This is a genomic window from Cobetia sp. D5 (genome assembly GCF_035666195.1).
Taxonomy (GTDB): Bacteria; Pseudomonadota; Gammaproteobacteria; order Pseudomonadales; family Halomonadaceae; genus Cobetia; species Cobetia amphilecti.
The window spans coordinates 368,810-385,219 of sequence record NZ_CP142020.1; the positions used below are offsets into that span (position 1 = coordinate 368,810).

Here is a 16,410-nt window from a genome sequence, read left to right on the forward strand (position 1 = left end):
TGACCGGCGTCGAAAGATGGCGTCGCTGTCCGCCCTGAACCCTTTTCCTGTCTCGCCGACAAGGAGTCTGCATGGACCGTATCCGGCTTGAATTTCCGGTTTCCCGCCTGGTACATCGCCACCCGATGACGATTCGGGTCAGCGACATCAACTATGGCCAGCACCTGGGTCACGACAGCGTGGTCAGCCTGGCGCACGAGGCGCGGAGCCAGGCCTGGCAGGCGCTGGGCTTCCCCGAATGGAACATCGATGGGCTGATGAGCATCGTCGCGGATCTCGCCGTGCAGTATCAGGGTGAGGGCCGGCTGGGTGACGCCCTCGTGGTGGAAACGGCCATCGACAGCGTGTCCGGCAAGGGGCTTGGCGTCCATCACCGCCTGCTGCGTGTCAGCGATGACGCGGTACTGGCGACGCTGCGCGTCGGGCTGGTGTTCGCTGGCGAGCAGGGGCTGGCGGAGCCGAGCGCGCGCGCCAGTGCCGCCATCGAGCAGGCTGTCTCTGCCATGTCGTCCCGGGTAGCCAACTGATGTCGCGGGAATATCCGATCATCGCCGTGACGGGGTCTTCCGGCGCGGGCACCACCACGGTCATGCGCACCTTCGAGCGCATGTTCTCGCGTGAGGCGATTCATGCCGCCTACGTGGATGGGGATGCCTTTCACCGTTATACCCGTGACGAGCTGGTGCGCATGTTTCAGGAGGCGCCGGAGCGCAAGCGCGAGCTGTCTCACTTCGCGGTCGAGGCCAACCAGCTGGATCGTCTGGAAGCGCTGTTCGTCGAATATGGCGAGCAGGGCTCCGGCACGCATCGTCATTACATCCATGCCGAAGACAAGCGCATGATCGAGGCCGGCTACAAGGTCGGCACCTTCACCGAATGGCAGTCGCTGCCGGACTGTACGGACCTGCTGTTCTACGAGGGGCTGCATGGTGGGCTGGTGACGCCGGAGCATGACATCGCGCGTCATGTCGATCTGCTGATCGGGGTGGCACCGACCATGAATCTGGAGTGGATCCAGAAGATCGATCGGGACACCAAGCTGCGCGGGCACTCCCAGGAAGCGGTGGTGGACACCATCCTGAGCCGCATGGATGACTACGTGCGCTATATCCAGCCGCAATTCTCACGCACGCACATCAACTTCCAGCGCGTACCGACGGTGGATACCTCCAACCCCTTCGAGCCGCAGGATATCCCGACGGACGCCGAGTCGATGGTCGTGATCCACTTCCGCGACCCCGGCAGTGTCGACTTCCCGTTTCTGCTCGCGATGATCCAGGGCTCGTTCATGTCGCGCCCGCATACGCTGGTGGTGCCCGGCGCGCTGATGGCACTGGCCATCGAGCTGATCATCACGCCGCTGGTCAAGAGCCTGCTGGCGCAGCGGCGGTTTCGCTAGCCGCAGACACGAAGGGGGTTGGGCTCGGACTGGCTCAGTGCTTGCGGCCCTTGAGGCGTGGCAGGATGCCTTTCTTCCAGACGCGCAGGGTGCGATTCAGGCGGCCACTGCGGATCAGCAGGCGTGCCTCGCGGGTGCTCAGCGGCAGGCCGAGAGTGCGTTGCTTGAGCTTCAGCGAGTGACGCAGGTCGAAGCGGCGCATCATGCGCGCGAGAGTGGCCGTGCCCGGCAGGCGTGGCAGGCGGACGGCAGAGGTGAAGTCGATCAGGACCGGCACGCCATCGCGCAGCACAACGTTGGAGCCACGGATGTCGTTGTGGGCCATCTGACGCTGATGGAGTTGCTGTACGACGAGAATCAGCTGCTGACTGAGGCGGGCATCCGTCACGTCATCCAGGGCGGCATCACTCAGCAACGGCCCGGGGATGTATTCCATCGCCAGCGACAGCGGTGACAGGCGCGCCACGGCGCGGGGGGCGTGTGTCCAATCCCCCAGACGCTCGAGCATCTTCAGCTCATGGCGTACCAGCCAGCGTGCCACCAATGCCGCCGGCGTGCCGGCATAGCGGCGGTAATCCTTGCAGACTACCGGCTGGCCATTGAGGTGCGTGATATAGACCTCGGCCTTGAGAAAGCCCTTGGCACGCTGCAGGAACTCGCCCGGGGCCTGCTCGCCGTCAACACGCGCGACCCTGGGCACGGCACGCAGTGCCGCCCGCGCCTTCTCGGCGCGCGTAGGCTCAGCGCGATCAACGGTGGGGGCGCCGACAGTGGCCGGTCGTGTCTCGCCATGAGCGCCAAGGCCGGCCTCCAGTTCGTGGTTGGCCTTGCGCAGGGAGGAATCTTGGCGAGTGAACACGGGCATGACGGGCGGCTTCTCGTTAGCGGGATAACAATGATTATCCTACTGTTTTCCTCACTCGCCCACTGGCAGCGGTGAATCAGTCTGTTTCCCTAAAGGCGACATTGCCCTGTCCGCCAACTGGCCCGCGTTTTCCTGCGTCTGCCCTTGGCCTGTTGCCCGGCTGGCGCTACGCTGGCAGGCCACGCTGCCGTGGGCAGCCCCACTTCAAGGGAGAAGGTGTCATGGACTGTCTGTTCTGCAAGATCATCAACCGCGAGATTCCTGCCGATATCGTCTATGAGGATGATGAGGTGCTGGCCTTCAATGACATCAATCCGCAGGCGCCGACCCATGTGTTGATCATCCCCAAGCAGCACATCGCCACGCTCAACGATATCGAGGAGCATCAGCTGGCCACGGTAGGGCGCCTGCAGTACACCGCCGCCAGACTGGCGAAGGACTACGGTTTTGCCGAGGGCGGTTATCGCGTGGTGATGAACTGCAATGAAGATGGCGGCCAGACGGTCTATCATATTCATATGCACCTGATGGGTGGTCGCCGCTTCACATGGCCGGCTGGCTGAGCCGGCATAGAGCAGGCGCCTGTACCGGCGGTTCGCGGGCAGGTAGCGGCTAGCGATAACAAGCGCGCGGCACACAGGCGCATACCGGCAATGTCGTGAAAACGGCATTGCCGGTTTTTCATTGGGGAAGCCACGGCGCAAGGGAGCCGGTCAGGCCTCGCCCGGCGACACTCTGCCCCTTACCGTCGCGGGCTGGCTTGCGTAAGATGGCCTCATTGCTCACGCCGTGCAGGAGTCTTCCCATGCCGCATTCCGATGCCATTTCGGCGCAACGTCATCACAGCCGCGCCGATCAGTTGATCCATCAGTTCGACACCGTACTGCGTACCCTGGTGCCACATGCCGCCCAGCCGTCGCGTCCCTCTCCGGCGGGCGAGATTCTCGACGAAGCGATCAGCGACGAAGAGCGTCAGCACGCCGCTGGCCTGATGCGCATCAATCACACCGGCGAGGTGTGTGCCCAGGCGCTCTATCAGGGTCAGGGCTTCACGGCGCGTCTGCCCGAAACGCGCACGCAGATGGAGCTGGCCGCCCAGGAAGAGATCGACCACCTGGCCTGGTGCGATGCACGACTCGTCGAGCTGGATGCCAATACCAGCCTGCTCAACCCGCTGTTCTACATGACGAGCTTCGCGCTCGGGGCAGCGGCCGGTGCCATCAACGACAAGGTCAGCCTCGGGTTCGTGGCCGCGACCGAAGAGCTGGTCGGCGAGCACCTGTCGAAGCACCAGCAGACACTGCCCGAGGGGGATCAGCGCTCACGTGCCGTGTTGCGCCAGATGGAAATCGACGAAGCCCATCATGAGCAATGGGCGCTGGAAGCCGGTGGTCATCGCTTCCCGGGGCCGCTGAAGAGCGCCATGCGCCTGATGTCCAAGGTGATGACGGCCAGCGTCTATCGAGTGTGATGGTCAGGCGCCGGAGCCTGCCTTGGCAGCTTCAGGACGCAGCAACACAAAGGCCGCCCCATGGGGCGGCCTTTGTGTTTTGGGCGAACGTCGTGATGATCAATACGAGAAGATCATTGCGAGTCGGCCAGTGTGAGACGGCTAATGTGAGACGGCTAATGTGAGACGCTCAGCGGTCTCTGGCGTCAGGGCTTATTCCTTGACCTGGTATTCACCGTCAAGTGTCTCGGTACTGCTGCCGTCTTCACGCGTGGCATCACGCGAATAGTTCTGGCGGCCGTTGGCCTTGTCCTGGGCCTCCTGCATGCGCTGCTGCATCTCGCTCATGCGCTTTTTCATGCGACGGCGGATGAAGGGCAGCATGATGATGCCGAGTACCATCATCACCAGCGCCGCGAACAGGCTGAAGATCATGACCACGCCACCGATCAGCCAGGCGGCGACCAGCTTGAGGCCGGACAGGCCATTGGAGGGGCGCTGGTTGCCTGCGTTGGCCTGCCATTGGCGAGCCTGGTTCCACAGAGTGTTGTGCTGTTGGCCTTGCATGTGTCTTCTCCACGATAGAGCCGGGCCGTCAGGCCGGGCGAGGATGACCCGATAGGTGAAAGTGGGTGGTCGGGGATATCGGGTCGGGAAACAGGGGTATTGCCCTCCCGGCGCAACTGGCATTCGTGCTCTGGGCCGGGGGATGGGTAAGTGGGGCTCGATGCGACGCACTTTTGCATGAGGCGCTTGATGGCATCGGGCGGCCGGTCGACTCGTTCAGCATCGAAGTTGGCATCGTTGCCGTCAAGCGGCTTCGGCGTTGATCCAGCGCTGGATGTCAGGTTCAGTCCCTGAACCACTTCAAGGCACGGTGGCTGGTCAAGCGGGTCGATCAGTTCACGGCCGGTAATCCGGATTCATGGACACGCTGGCGGCGAGGTTGAAAGCGTTGCCCGGCAGCGGCATGTTCAATGTCATCCGTTGCGGCCTGCCTTGAGCATCGCGCCCGTGAATCTGGATGGCGTGCGCAGCGACTTCGACGCTCTGTACACTCTTGATGCCGTCGACAGCGGCAAAATTCAAGGTCTGGCGCATGCTGTCGCCATCGATGGCCTTGTCGCCGGGCGCGGAATCACTCTGGCGCAGCGCTTCGCTGATGAATTCTCCATCGGCGAGATTGATGGCCAGTTCCATCTGCCACCCATTATGCCCCCAGCCCGTGAACTGAACATGATCGTCGCGGATATCCATCGTGCTGAATTCCATCATGCCCTTGCGACTGGCGTGGATCATCATCTGCGTGAGCAGCTCTGGCGCGAGCCCCTGGGTAGACGCGGCGTCAGAGATATCTGTCGCAGGCTTTCCGGCTGTGCGGGTGGCGGCCGTGTCCAGCGCGCTATCCTCCGCATCATTTCCGGGCGTGGCGTGCGCCTTGCCGTCATCTGAGTGCTCGCTGGTCGAGGGCCCATTTGCAGAGAGCCCTGCGGTCGAGAGTTCTGCCGCCGACAGCTGATGGCGCACCGGCAGGTCCTCGATGCCGTTGGCATAGGCGGGAGCCGAGCCCAGCATCAGGCCGAGTGCGCTGACGCCCAGGCCGTGTCGCCAGTGCTGGACTGCGCGGCTGGCGAGCCAGAAGCGTGACGGGGCGGTGCCTGCGGCCGAGGATGGCGGCTGCCGGGATGCGGAGTCTGATTCACGAACGGGAGCAATACGGGACGCGGCTGATGGGGACATGGCACCCTCCTCAAGGATGGCTGGGCATGGCGCTCACTGTGGGCCAGGCGACCTTGCGCGACGCTGAGACGTGAATTCATCTGAGGTTCATTGCCTCCTGTCAGTCTCTGCATCACAGGGTCAGTGGTTGTTCTCGCGTTGGTCCGCGTTGTTCCAACGCAGGTTTGATTGCACATTCCGTTGCTAGATTGAGCGCCACGCGCAAGCGCCCGCCTTGGGCGCACACCAGCCCCGCCGTCATTCACGAGGTTCCTCTTCATGCAGACTCCCCACAAGGCTCAGCCAGACGCCCGTGCAGCGCGTGGCAGTCAATGGCGGCAACGCTATGCCTGGCTGTGCCTCGGGCTCGGGAGCCTGCTGGTCGGAGCACTGGCACTGCCGCCGCATGCGCTGTGTGACAGCGAGCGCTGGCGCAGCCTGCACGACGAAGTCGCCGCCGGACGTGTCATTTCGTTGTCCGAGCTGCTCGATAGCCTCGAGCGCGACTGGCTGGGGCAGGTGGTCGAGGTGGAACTCGAAGAGACGCATGGCGAGCTGATCTACGAGGTCGAGATGCTCGGGCCGCAGGGCCAGATGGCCAGATTCACCGTGCGTGCCTCGGATGGCAGTCTGCGTGAGGTGCGCGGCGTCAATCTGGATGCCATGCGTCGCGCTGGCAGCGGTTCCTTGTCTGAGCCTCTGACCAAGCCCCTGCCCGAGACGGCCGACGCGCCGCTCGTGACTGACGGCGCCAATGCCGAGGTCGAGAGTCAGTAAGGCGAGGCAGGCAGTGGCCAGGCCAGGCAGTGCCAGCGCAGGCTGTGACAAGGGCGCCGAGGGTGCCTGGCGGCCCTGAGGAACGGTATGCTAGTGCCATTGTCCATTGCGCCACCGGTAGAACGCCGCTTGCGTCAGGAGCCCGAGAATCGATGAAGATATTGCTGGTTGAAGATGACATGCCGTTGGCCGAAGCGCTGATGGCGCGCCTGGGGGAAGCCGATGTACTGGTCGAGCATGCCACCACCGGGGGAGACGCCGACTTTTTGATCCAGACCGAGAGCTACGATGCCGTAGTGCTGGATCTCGGCCTGCCGGACGGTGATGGCACGCGCTGGCTGGCCCAGTGGCGGGAAGCCGGTATCGAGGTGCCGGTGCTGGTGCTGACCGCGCGCGAGCGCTGGTCTGACAAGGCCGCCGGCTTCTCCGCCGGCGCCGATGATTACGTCACCAAGCCCTTCGAGACCGCCGAGGTCATCTTCCGTCTGCGCGCCCTGGTACGGCGCTCACGCGGCCATGCCCACCCCGTGCTCAAGCTGGGTGATCTGGCCTGTGACACCCATGGCGGTACCGTCAGTCTGGCGGGGCGCCCCGTGTCGCTGACCGCTCAGGAAACGCGTCTGCTGATGCATTTGATGCACGCCGTGCCTGGTGTGGTCAGCCGTTCTGAACTGGTCGAGCATGTCTATGACCGCGACCACGAACCCGATTCCAACGTCATCGATGTGCAGATCAGCCGTCTGCGCCGCAAATTGGGTGCCGAGCGCATCGAGACGCTGCGCGGGCGTGGCTATCGCCTGCGTGATCCGGACGCCGAGACACAGACGCCGGCGGATGGCAGCGACGCATGAAGCCACTGTCCGTCGGCCGTCGCTTGCTGGGCGGCTCGCTGGTCATTGCCTTGATCGTCATGCCGTTGACCGGACTCGGTCTGGCCTGGAGCTTCCGTGACGCCGTGACTACCGCCTTCGACCAGCGCCTGCTGTCGCTGTCGAAGGTGCTGATCGCCGCCATCCAGTTCGACCGCGAGAAGGGCCGCCCCGGCTTGACACGCTCGCTGGGCGACCCACGCTTCGATCAGGCCTATTCGGGCTGGTACTGGCAGATTTCCGATCGCAACGGCAATGTGCTGACGTCGCGCTCGCTGTGGGACCAGCGCCTGCCGCCGCTGGAAGACATGGACAAGGGCGTCATCATCAGTCGAGATCTCAAGGGTCCGCGCCATCAGGTGCTGCGCTCCCTCGAGCGCGATATCCGCCTGCCCGGTCGCAACCAGCCACTGCACGTGATGGTGGCGGCCAGTCGTAGCGAGGTCGACGCCGAGGTCGCGCGCTTCGAGTGGCTGCTGGCGGGCGCGCTGGTCGCGCTGGCATCGCTGTTGGTGTGCGGCTCTGCCGCGCAGATCAGCTGGGGGCTGGCGCCTCTGCGGCGCCTGCGGGCTCGCCTCAAGAAGGTCGCTGACGGCGAGGCGGAGCGGCTGGAAGAGACCCGTCTGCCGCCGGAGCTGACCGAGCTGACCCGCGCCATCAATGCCGTGCTCGAGCGTGATCAGCGCTTGATCGAGCGTGGTCGCGCGGCGGCCGGCAATCTGGCGCATGCCCTCAAGACGCCGGTCAGCGTGCTCAAGGCCCAGTCCGAGCGCTTCGATGGCGAGGACCGCGCGCGGATCGACGCCGAGCTCAAACGCATCGATGAAGCCGTGCGCCACCACCTTGCGCGTGCCAGTGCCGCCGGTGGCGCGCATCTCAGCGGGCGCATCAGCCTGCGTGAGGCGGCGGGGCCGGTCTTCGAGGGTCTCGGGCGCTTGGCGAGTCGGCGTGGCATCACGCTCAGTCTGGCGCTGGAGGACGACGCCAGCGTGCGGGTCGACCCGCAGGACCTGCAGGAAATGGTCGGCAACCTGCTCGAGAACGCCTTGCAGTGGGCTCGCCAGCAGGTGCGCGTCAGCAGCGAGACCCGCGATGGCGGCGTGCTGTTGATCATCGAGGACGATGGCCCCGGCATGAATGAAGAAGAGGGCGCCGCCGCGCTGGGGCGTGGGGCGCGTCTTGATGAGGGGCGCTCCGGTTCCGGTCTGGGGCTGGCGATCGTCGATGATCTGATGGCGCTCTATGGGGGCGAGCTGGCACTTGAGCGCTCCAGTCTGGGCGGCCTGGCGGCACGCGTCTGGCTGCCGAGCTCCCCGCTGGTCGGGGCACAGCCCACGGAGTGACAGGGCGCCGCCTCGTTTATCGGCGCTCTTGTCTTGATAGCTCAGCGCTATCACAGCCATCCCGAGAGATGATTGGGCGCGGGCAGGGCGACACAGTATTCTGACGGTGTCCGGCTGGCAGCCGGACGGGCTTCGTTTCTGAGTCTCGTCTGCCGCGCCCTGCGGTGATGACGAACTGGCGCTCCTTCGGGAGCGCTTTTTTTTGCCTGTCATTCGTCGCGCCATGCCTGATAGGCGATGCTCAAGGCGCCGATTGAACGCTGGCGGGGCTAACGGTCACGCTCAGGATCGCATAGGCTGTCAGAGAGTAAGCATCCGTTGCCGGGCGTCAGGAGGTGGTGATGAAGGACATGACAATGTGTGCTCAGCATGGCGATCTGGAGGGCCTGGCACAGGCATTGGCCGCTCCCGATGCGCACGAGCGAGTCAATGACGTGGATTATCGTGGGCGCTCGCCATTGCTGGTCGCGGTGCAGGCCAATCAGCCGGAGGCGGTGGAGGCCCTGCTGGCCGCCGGCGCCGATTGCGAGCAGACCGATGCCCTGCACGACACGCCCCTGCTGGCCGCGGCCGCACTCGGCTATGGCCGCTGTCTGAGCCGGCTGCTGGCGCATGGCGCCTCGGCGACGGTGCTCAATCGCTTTTCTTCCACTGCGCTGATGTCGGCCAGTGAGCGTGGCCATGCCGATATCTGCCGTCAGCTGCTCGAGGAGACCGATGTCGACGTCAATCACCAGAATACGCTCGGCTGGACGGCACTGATCGAGGCCGTGTTGCTGGGGGATGGCGGCGTTGACTATCAACAGGTCGTCGAGCAGCTGCTGGCCCACGGTGCCGACGTCAATCTGGCGGACGCCGAAGGTGTCACGCCGCTGGCGCATGCGCGCTGGCGCCAGTTCGAGGCGCTGAGCGAGAGGCTGGAAGCGGCCGGCGGACACGAGCAGGGCGTGGCCCATGACGTGAGCGACGACGTCCAGGCCCGTACTTCGACACCGCGTCGTGCATGATGGCACCGACCACAAGGAGGCATCGCATGGCGTTGACCTGGGGACTGATCATCATCGGTATCGCCTTGCTGCTGCTCGGCGGCTATCGCTGGCAGCAGGCGCAGTCCTTCGCCCGCAACAGCGCGCAGGTGATGGGCGAGGTCATCAACCACGACCGCACGCTGCACGTCGAAGGGCGTAGCCCGATCCATCTGCCCAAGGGTGGCAAACTCAGCGAGGATGAGGCCCTGGCGATGGCGGGTCTGCCGCCGGGTGGGCGCTTCAATATCGAGTCGATCCAGTATGCGCCCGTGGTGCGCTATCAGGATCAGCGTGATGGCTGGCACGAGATCATCTCGCCACTGGCGGTGCCCTCGCCGACACCCGCCGTGGGGGAGAGCGTGGCGCTGGTCTATCGCCTCGATGCCCCGCATGAGGCCAGTCTGCCGGGGACGCGCGGCTGGCTGATCGGGGTGCCGTTGATTCTCGGCTTCGCACTGTGCGCCGTCGGCCTGCGTCTGCTGTTGTGGGGTGGTGGTGGATGAGTGATTCAGGGGGCGGCGCGACCCGCCGTTATGGTGTCGGCATGCTGGTGCTATGCTGGGCGCTGATTCTCGCCATGCTGGTGTGGTGGTTTCAGGGCCAGCTTGATGAGCGCACCCGGCCCAATGCCTCGCTGGCTGGCCAGTCGCTGTCATCCGGCGAGCCACTGACGCTGTCGCGCAATCGCTCAGGGCACTTCGTGGCCCCTGGCACCATCAATGATCAACCGGTCACCTTCCTGCTCGATACCGGCGCCACCTATGTCTCGGTGTCGGAAGCGCTGGCCGAGCGCCTGCAGCTGCCACGCGGGCGGGATGCGCGCTTCACTACCGCCAATGGCGTCAGTCACGGCGCCCTGACCACACTGGATACCGTCAGCCTGGCGGGGCTCAGCCAGCGCGAGGTGCGCGGGGCCATCGTGCCGGGCATGCACGATGAGGTGGTGCTGCTGGGTATGAGTTTCCTGGGGGAGTTCGATATCAACATGCGCGGTCAGCAGATGACGCTGACGCCGGTGGATGGCGCTGGCGGCGGCCGATAACGCCAGTGGCTGACACAGATGGCTGACACCAAGGGCTGACAGGGCTGGCAAGAAGGGCAGCTGACACTCCACCGCTCTGCCAGCAGGCCCCGAAAACGACAACGCCCCGCTCATGATCTCCATGAGCGGGGCGTTTCACGTCTGGCGTGTCAGAGCAGGTGCTCAGTCTTTCCTGGGCGGCTCGACATGGCCACCGAAGCCGAAGCGCATCGCCGACAGCAGGCGGTTGGCGTAGGTGTTTTCCTTGCGCGAGCTGAAGCGCGAGAACAGCGCATTGGCCAGCACAGGCACCGCGACACCCTGTTCGACGGCGGCATCGACGGTCCAGCGGCCTTCGCCACTGTCGGAGACGGCACCGCTGTAGTGGTCCAGACGCTCATCACCGGCCAGTGCCTGGGCGGTCAGGTCGAGCAGCCAGGAAGACACCACGCTGCCACGACGCCACACCTCGGCGATATCGGCCAGATTGAGGTCGAAGCGCTGATCTTCCGGCAGGGCGTCGGAGCCCTTGCTCTGCATCAGCTCGAAGCCCTCGGCGTAGGCCTGCATCAGGCCGTACTCGATGCCGTTGTGGACCATCTTCACGTAGTGACCGGCACCGACCGGACCGGCGTGGATGTAGCCGCGCTCGGCGCGCTCATCCGGGGCGTTGCGGCCCTTGGTGCGCTCGAGATCGCCATAGCCCGGGGCGAGGGTATCGAACAGCGGCTCGAGATGCTCGAACACGGCCTTCTCGGCACCGATCATCATGCAGTAGCCGCGCTCCAGGCCCCACACGCCGCCGGAAGTGCCCACATCGACGTAGTTCAGGCCCTTCAGCTTGAGGGCCGTGGCACGGCGGATGTCGTCCTTGTAGAAGGTGTTGCCGCCATCGATGATGGTGTCGCCGGCTTCCATCAGCTCGGCCAGCGTGGCGATGGTCTGCTCGGTGATCTCGCCAGCCGGCAGCATGACCCAGACGGCGCGCGGCGCCTCGAGCTGCTGAACCAGTTCCACGAGGCTATCGACGTGCGTCGCACCGTCGGCGACCAGTGACTGGGCGATTGCCGCGTCACGATCATGGGCGACCACTTCGTGGCCATTGCGCATCAAGCGACGAGCGATATTGCCGCCCATGCGGCCGAGTCCGATGATACCGAGTTGCATGTTCGTTCCTTTCACGTGAAGCCGGGGAGAGTCGGGACGGCGCGAAGCCTACCCTGTGCGGGCGCTGGACGCAAAAACGGGCCATATCAATGACATGGCCCGTTGGGGTGCTCAGCAGAGGCAGGCGTCAGTCGCGTGCCTGTCTCTGGGAGGGGGAGTGATCAGCGATCAATCCCAGCTCAGGGCACCGCCGACCTGATATTCGGTGACGCGCGTCTCGAAGAAGTTCTTCTCCTTGCGCAGGTCGATGATCTCGGACATCCACGGGAACGGGTTCTTGGCGCCCGGGAACTGCTCCTTGAGGCCCAGCTGCGCGAGGCGACGGTTGCAGATGAAGTGGAGGTATTCCTCCATGATGGCCGCGTTCATGCCCAGTACGCCGCGCGGCATGGTGTCACGCGCGTATTCGATCTCGAGCTGGGTGCCTTCCAGAATCATCTGGGTGACTTCGTCCTGGAATTCGGCGGTCCACAGGTGCGGGTTCTCGACCTTGATCTGGTTGATCACGTCGATGCCGAAGTTCAGGTGCATGGACTCGTCACGCAGGATGTACTGGAACTGCTCGGCGACGCCAGTCATCTTGTTGCGACGACCCATGGACAGGATCTGGGAGAAGCCGCAGTAGAAGAAGATGCCTTCGGTGACGGCGTAGAAGCCGATCAGGTTGCGCAGGAATTCCTGGTCCGCTTCCGGTGTGCCGGTGTGGAAGTCGGCACGCGCCAGCGCCTGGGTGTGCTTGAGGCTCCAGGCGGACTTGCGCGCCACGGAGTCCACTTCACGGTACATGTTGAAGACTTCGCCTTCGTCCATGCCCAGTGACTCGATGCAGTACTGGTAGGCGTGGGTGTGGATCGCCTCTTCGAAGGCCTGACGCAGCAGGTACTGGCGGCACTCCGGGTTGGTGATGTTCTTGTAGACGGCCAGCACCAGGTTGTTGGCGACCAGCGAGTCGGCAGTGGAGAAGTAACCCAGCGAGCGCATCACGATCAGGCGCTCGTCTTCGGTCAGACCGTCCTGGCTCTTCCACAACGCGATGTCCGCGTTCATGTTCACTTCCTGCGGCATCCAGTGGTTCGCGGAGCCGTCGAGGTACTTCTGCCATGCCCAGTCGTACTTGAAGGGCACCAGCTGGTTGACGTCGGCGCGCGCATTGATCATGCGCTTCTCGTCGACCTGAATGCGCTGGGCACCCATCTCCAGTTCTTCCAGACCCTTGGCCACGTCGAGATCGTCCAGCGCCTGCTGGGCGCGCGCGATGCGCTCGGCATCGCTGATCGCGTAGCCTTCGCTGTTCTCGCTCGCGACGACAGCGTCAGCCGCCGGGGCAGCGGCGGGAGCTTCGGCCTGCGGCGCCGGTTTGGCCGTCGCCGGCTTCTCGGCAGCGGGGGCTTCGTCTTCGTGGAAATCGTCCCAGTTCAACATGTTGCGTTCCTCGTGTTCGGTGATGGTCACGCGGGCAGTCAGCGTGACGAAAAGGCAGGGGCGGTGCGTTCTACGACGCGAGCGCCATCGAGTGGCGTGGCTCCCACAGGGAGTCAGGCCCGGGCTTGTTTCGAGGGAATGTCAGGAGGCAGTGATTGTTGGTGGCGGCACAAGACCGAGCGGGGCTCGGTCTTGTGGATTTGCCGCAATCCGCCTGCAAGGTGTGTCCTGGCAGGCGGTGAGTCAGCGTCAGCGGACTCGGGTCTGGCGCAATCGCTTACTGACAGGCCTCACAGCCCAACTCATCGATGTTGCTGGCGGAGGGGGCGCGCTGGCCGCTCTTGCCCTGCAGGAAGTCTTCGATGCCGCGCGGTTCCGGCTTGGCTTCCGGTGCCGGGGTCGGCGCGGGAGCCGGTGCCGGAGTCGGTGCATTGCCGACGGCGTTGTGCTTGCTGCGATCGACGGTGGATTTCTCCACGGCGGTCGCACCCAGAGCACGGAGGTAATAGGTGGTCTTGAGGCCACGGAACCATGCCATGCGGTAGGTCACGTCCAGCTTCTTGCCGGACACGCCCTGGATGTACAGGTTCAGGGACTGGGCCTGATCGATCCACTTCTGACGACGCGAGGCGGCTTCGACGATCCACTTCGGCTCGACTTCGAAGGCGTTGGCGTACAGCGCCTTGAGGTCTTCCGGGATGCGCTCGATCGGCTGCACGCTGCCGTCGTAGTACTTGAGGTCGTTGATCATGACCTCGTCCCACAGGCCGCGCGCCTTGAGGTCGTTGACCATGTAGGCGTTGACCACGGTGAACTCGCCAGACAGGTTCGATTTGACGAACAGGTTCTGGTAGGTCGGTTCGATGGACTGCGAGACACCACAGATGTTGGAGATCGTCGCGGTCGGCGCGATCGCCATCACGTTGGAGTTGCGCATGCCCTGGGTGCGGACCTTCTCGCGGATGTAGTCCCAGTCCTGAGTCTGGCTTTCGTCCATCTCGATGTAGTCGGCGCCACGCTCGGTCTTGAGCTTCTCGATGGAATCGATCGGCAGGATGCCCTGGCTCCACAGCGAACCGTCGAAGCTTTCGTAACGACCACGCTCGGCGGCCAGATCACTGGAAGCTTCGATGGCGTGATAGCTGACGAGTTCCATGGATTCGTCGGCGAAGGTCACGGCTTCTTCGGAGGCATAGGCGATGGACTGCGCGTAGAGCGCATCCTGGAAGCCCATGATACCGAGGCCGACCGGGCGGTGACGCATGTTGGAGCGACGCGCCTGCGGTACGGCGTAGTAGTTGATGTCGATGACGTTGTCGAGCATGCGCACGGCGGTACGCACTGACTTCTTGAGCTTGTCGCCATCCAGCTTGCCGTCGATGACGTGCTGCGCCAGGTTGATCGAGCCCAGGTTGCAGACCGCGATCTCGTCCTCGGAGGTGTTGAGGGTGATCTCGGTGCACAGGTTGGACGAGTGCACGACACCGGCGTGCTGCTGCGGGCTGCGCAGGTTGCACGGGTCCTTGAAGGTGATCCACGGGTGGCCGGTCTCGAACAGCATGGAGAGCATCTTGCGCCACAGATCACGCGCCTTGACGCGCTTGAACAGCTTCAGCTGGCCCTGACGGGTCATCTCCTCGTACTGCTCGTAACGCGCCTGGAAGGCCGCGCCGTACAGGTCGTGGAGGTCCGGACAGTCGGACGGCGAGAACAGGGTCCACTCGGTGTCATCGAAGACACGCTTCATGAAGAGGTCCGGCACCCAGTTGGCGGTGTTCATGTCGTGGGTACGACGACGGTCATCACCGGTGTTCTTGCGCAGGTCGAGGAATTCCTCGACGTCCATGTGCCAGGTTTCCAGATAGGCACAGACGGCGCCCTTGCGCTTGCCACCCTGATTGACGGCAACGGCGGTGTCGTTGACGACCTTCAGGAAGGGCACGACGCCCTGGGACTTGCCGTTGGTGCCCTTGATGTAGGAGCCCAGCGCACGCACCGGCGTCCAGTCATTGCCGAGACCACCCGCCCACTTGGAGAGCATGGCGTTGTCGCGGATGGCGCCGTAGATGCCGTCGAGGGCGTCCGGCACGGTAGTCAGGTAGCAGCTGGACAGCTGGCTGCGACGGGTACCGGCGTTGAACAGCGTCGGCGTGGAAGCCATGTAGTCGAAGCTGGACAGCAGCTCGTAGAACTCGATGGCACGGCCTTCGCGGTCTTCCTCGTTCAGGGACAGGCCCATGGCGACACGCATGAACATGACCTGCGGCAGTTCATAGCGCACGTCGTTCTGGTGCAGGAAGTAGCGGTCGTACAGGGTCTGCAGGCCGAGGTAGGTGAACTGGTTGTCACGCGTGTGATCGATGGCCGCGCCGAGACGCTCCAGATCGAAGGTGGCCAGTTGCTCGTCCAGCTGCTCGAAGGCGATACCGCTTTCGATGTAGGCCTTGAAGGCGACCGGGTAGTGGTCCTTCATCTCGCCGAAGGTGGCCTCGTCAGCGACCTTGAGGAAGCTCAGGGCTTCGCGGCGCAGGTTGTCCTGCAGCAGGCGGGCGGTGACGTAGGTGTAGTTCGGGTCCTTCTCGACCAGCGTACGCGCGGTCATCATCAGCGCGGTGGACACGCCATCGACCGGCACGCCGTCGTACAGATTCTTCAGGGAGTCATCGACGATCTTCTGGGCATCGACGTTGGAAAGCTCGGCGCAGGCATCGAAGACGAGGGTCTCGATACGGCCCAGATCCAGCGGACGCACGCTGCCGTCGAGGTGCGTGACGTTGATGGTCGGGTGCGGCTTGGCGATGCCGTCGCTCTGGGCGCTGCGGGCACGAGCGTGCTCATCGCGGTACAGCACATAGGCACGGGCGACCTTGTGCTCGCCGGAACGCATCAGCGCCAGCTCGACCTGATCCTGGATGTCTTCGATGTGCAGGGTGCCACCGTCAGGCATGCGACGCTGGAAGGCGTCGGTGATCTGGCTGGTCAGCTGCTGAACCAGGTCGCGGATGCGCGAGCTGGACTCGACCTGATCGCCTTCCACGGCGATGAACGCCTTGGAGAGAGCGACGGAGATCTTGCTGGCGTCGAAGGCCGCAACATCGCCGTTGCGCTTGATGACGCGCAGGCGCTGGGGGGCAGTCACGTCGACTGTCGCCTGATCGGTGCTGAAAGTGGAATCCATGACGCCTTCCTGAATCGTCTGAAGGTGAATCGTTGCCCGTTAGGGCTCGAGGGCAATTCGTATCGGGGCGCAGGCTGGAAATTCCTGCCTGCGCCCGGGGATATTCTGTCGTCGTCAGCCTTGTCGTCGAGAAACTCGATCAGGCTCAGGCGGGGCAATCGGCGCCCGGGCT

At 64.2% G+C, this 16,410-nt stretch carries 16 protein-coding genes; 10 read left to right on the forward strand and 6 right to left on the reverse strand.

From position 1 onward, the window contains the following. Positions 1-71 precede the first annotated feature (71 nt). A complete protein-coding gene (locus U0O11_RS01680; protein ID WP_324691290.1) occupies positions 72-527 on the forward strand; it encodes an acyl-CoA thioesterase in 456 nt (151 codons plus the stop codon). Then, a complete protein-coding gene (locus U0O11_RS01685; RefSeq protein WP_043334728.1) occupies positions 527-1,399 on the forward strand; it encodes a phosphoribulokinase in 873 nt (290 codons plus the stop codon). Before U0O11_RS01680 ends, U0O11_RS01685 begins: the two co-directional genes overlap by 1 nt. A gap of 34 nt (positions 1,400-1,433) precedes the next feature. Here the strand turns inward: U0O11_RS01685 and U0O11_RS01690 are convergent, their stop codons facing one another. Beyond that, a complete protein-coding gene (locus tag U0O11_RS01690) occupies positions 1,434-2,264 on the reverse strand; it encodes an RIO1 family regulatory kinase/ATPase domain-containing protein (protein ID WP_324691292.1) in 831 nt (276 codons plus the stop codon). Between the two features lie 221 nt (positions 2,265-2,485). Between U0O11_RS01690 and U0O11_RS01695 the strand changes: the two genes are divergently transcribed. Next, positions 2,486-2,827 carry a histidine triad nucleotide-binding protein gene (locus U0O11_RS01695; protein ID WP_043334727.1) on the forward strand — a complete coding sequence of 114 codons (342 nt, stop codon included), beginning with the start codon at positions 2,486-2,488 and terminating at the stop codon, positions 2,825-2,827. Between the two features lie 242 nt (positions 2,828-3,069). Further along, positions 3,070-3,735 (forward strand): 2-polyprenyl-3-methyl-6-methoxy-1,4-benzoquinone monooxygenase, encoded by a 666-nt coding sequence (coq7, locus tag U0O11_RS01700; RefSeq protein ID WP_284892560.1) that lies wholly within the window; start codon positions 3,070-3,072, stop codon positions 3,733-3,735. Between the two features lie 192 nt (positions 3,736-3,927). Here coq7 and U0O11_RS01705 read toward each other — a convergent pair whose 3' ends face one another. Together U0O11_RS01705 and U0O11_RS01710 are read right to left on the reverse strand one after the other, a co-directional pair. Continuing rightward, the gene (locus U0O11_RS01705; protein ID WP_166019712.1) at positions 3,928-4,281 is read right to left on the reverse strand and encodes a hypothetical protein; all 354 of its coding nucleotides are present in this window, start codon (positions 4,279-4,281) and stop codon (positions 3,928-3,930) included. 336 nt (positions 4,282-4,617) lie between these two features. Continuing rightward, on the reverse strand, positions 4,618-5,454 hold the full coding sequence (locus U0O11_RS01710; protein WP_324691294.1) for a hypothetical protein: 837 nt from the start codon (positions 5,452-5,454) through the stop codon (positions 4,618-4,620). Between the two features lie 258 nt (positions 5,455-5,712). Between U0O11_RS01710 and U0O11_RS01715 the strand changes: the two genes are divergently transcribed. From U0O11_RS01715 to U0O11_RS01740, 6 genes are all read left to right on the forward strand, one after another. Next, a complete protein-coding gene (locus tag U0O11_RS01715; protein ID WP_324691296.1) occupies positions 5,713-6,210 on the forward strand; it encodes a PepSY domain-containing protein in 498 nt (165 codons plus the stop codon). 152 nt (positions 6,211-6,362) lie between these two features. Then, complete coding sequence (locus U0O11_RS01720) at positions 6,363-7,061, forward strand: response regulator transcription factor (RefSeq protein WP_043334723.1); 699 nt, start codon at positions 6,363-6,365, stop codon at positions 7,059-7,061. After that, on the forward strand, positions 7,058-8,422 hold the full coding sequence (locus U0O11_RS01725) for a sensor histidine kinase (protein WP_131431216.1): 1,365 nt from the start codon (positions 7,058-7,060) through the stop codon (positions 8,420-8,422). The genes U0O11_RS01720 and U0O11_RS01725 overlap by 4 nt, the downstream gene beginning before the upstream one ends. 341 nt (positions 8,423-8,763) lie before the next feature. Continuing rightward, positions 8,764-9,429: an ankyrin repeat domain-containing protein gene (locus U0O11_RS01730; RefSeq protein WP_131431217.1), complete on the forward strand. Its 666-nt coding sequence runs from the start codon at positions 8,764-8,766 to the stop codon at positions 9,427-9,429. Positions 9,430-9,455: 26 nt separating this feature from the next. After that, on the forward strand, positions 9,456-9,953 hold the full coding sequence (locus tag U0O11_RS01735; RefSeq protein WP_324691301.1) for a hypothetical protein: 498 nt from the start codon (positions 9,456-9,458) through the stop codon (positions 9,951-9,953). After that, on the forward strand, positions 9,950-10,492 hold the full coding sequence (locus tag U0O11_RS01740) for a retropepsin-like aspartic protease family protein (RefSeq protein ID WP_213113718.1): 543 nt from the start codon (positions 9,950-9,952) through the stop codon (positions 10,490-10,492). The genes U0O11_RS01735 and U0O11_RS01740 overlap by 4 nt, the downstream gene beginning before the upstream one ends. Before the next feature lie 162 nt (positions 10,493-10,654). On the opposite strand, the gene gnd is transcribed toward U0O11_RS01740, so the two are convergent. The 3 genes from gnd to U0O11_RS01755 form a co-directional block, all read right to left on the reverse strand. Continuing rightward, positions 10,655-11,638, reverse strand: coding sequence for a phosphogluconate dehydrogenase (NAD(+)-dependent, decarboxylating) (gnd, locus tag U0O11_RS01745; protein WP_043334711.1), 984 nt, complete (start codon positions 11,636-11,638; stop codon positions 10,655-10,657). Positions 11,639-11,806: 168 nt separating this feature from the next. Further along, complete coding sequence (locus U0O11_RS01750) at positions 11,807-13,060, reverse strand: ribonucleotide-diphosphate reductase subunit beta (RefSeq protein ID WP_043334709.1); 1,254 nt, start codon at positions 13,058-13,060, stop codon at positions 11,807-11,809. A gap of 277 nt (positions 13,061-13,337) precedes the next feature. Then, on the reverse strand, positions 13,338-16,238 hold the full coding sequence (locus U0O11_RS01755; protein WP_043334707.1) for a ribonucleoside-diphosphate reductase subunit alpha: 2,901 nt from the start codon (positions 16,236-16,238) through the stop codon (positions 13,338-13,340). Between the last annotated feature and the right edge of the window lie 172 nt (positions 16,239-16,410).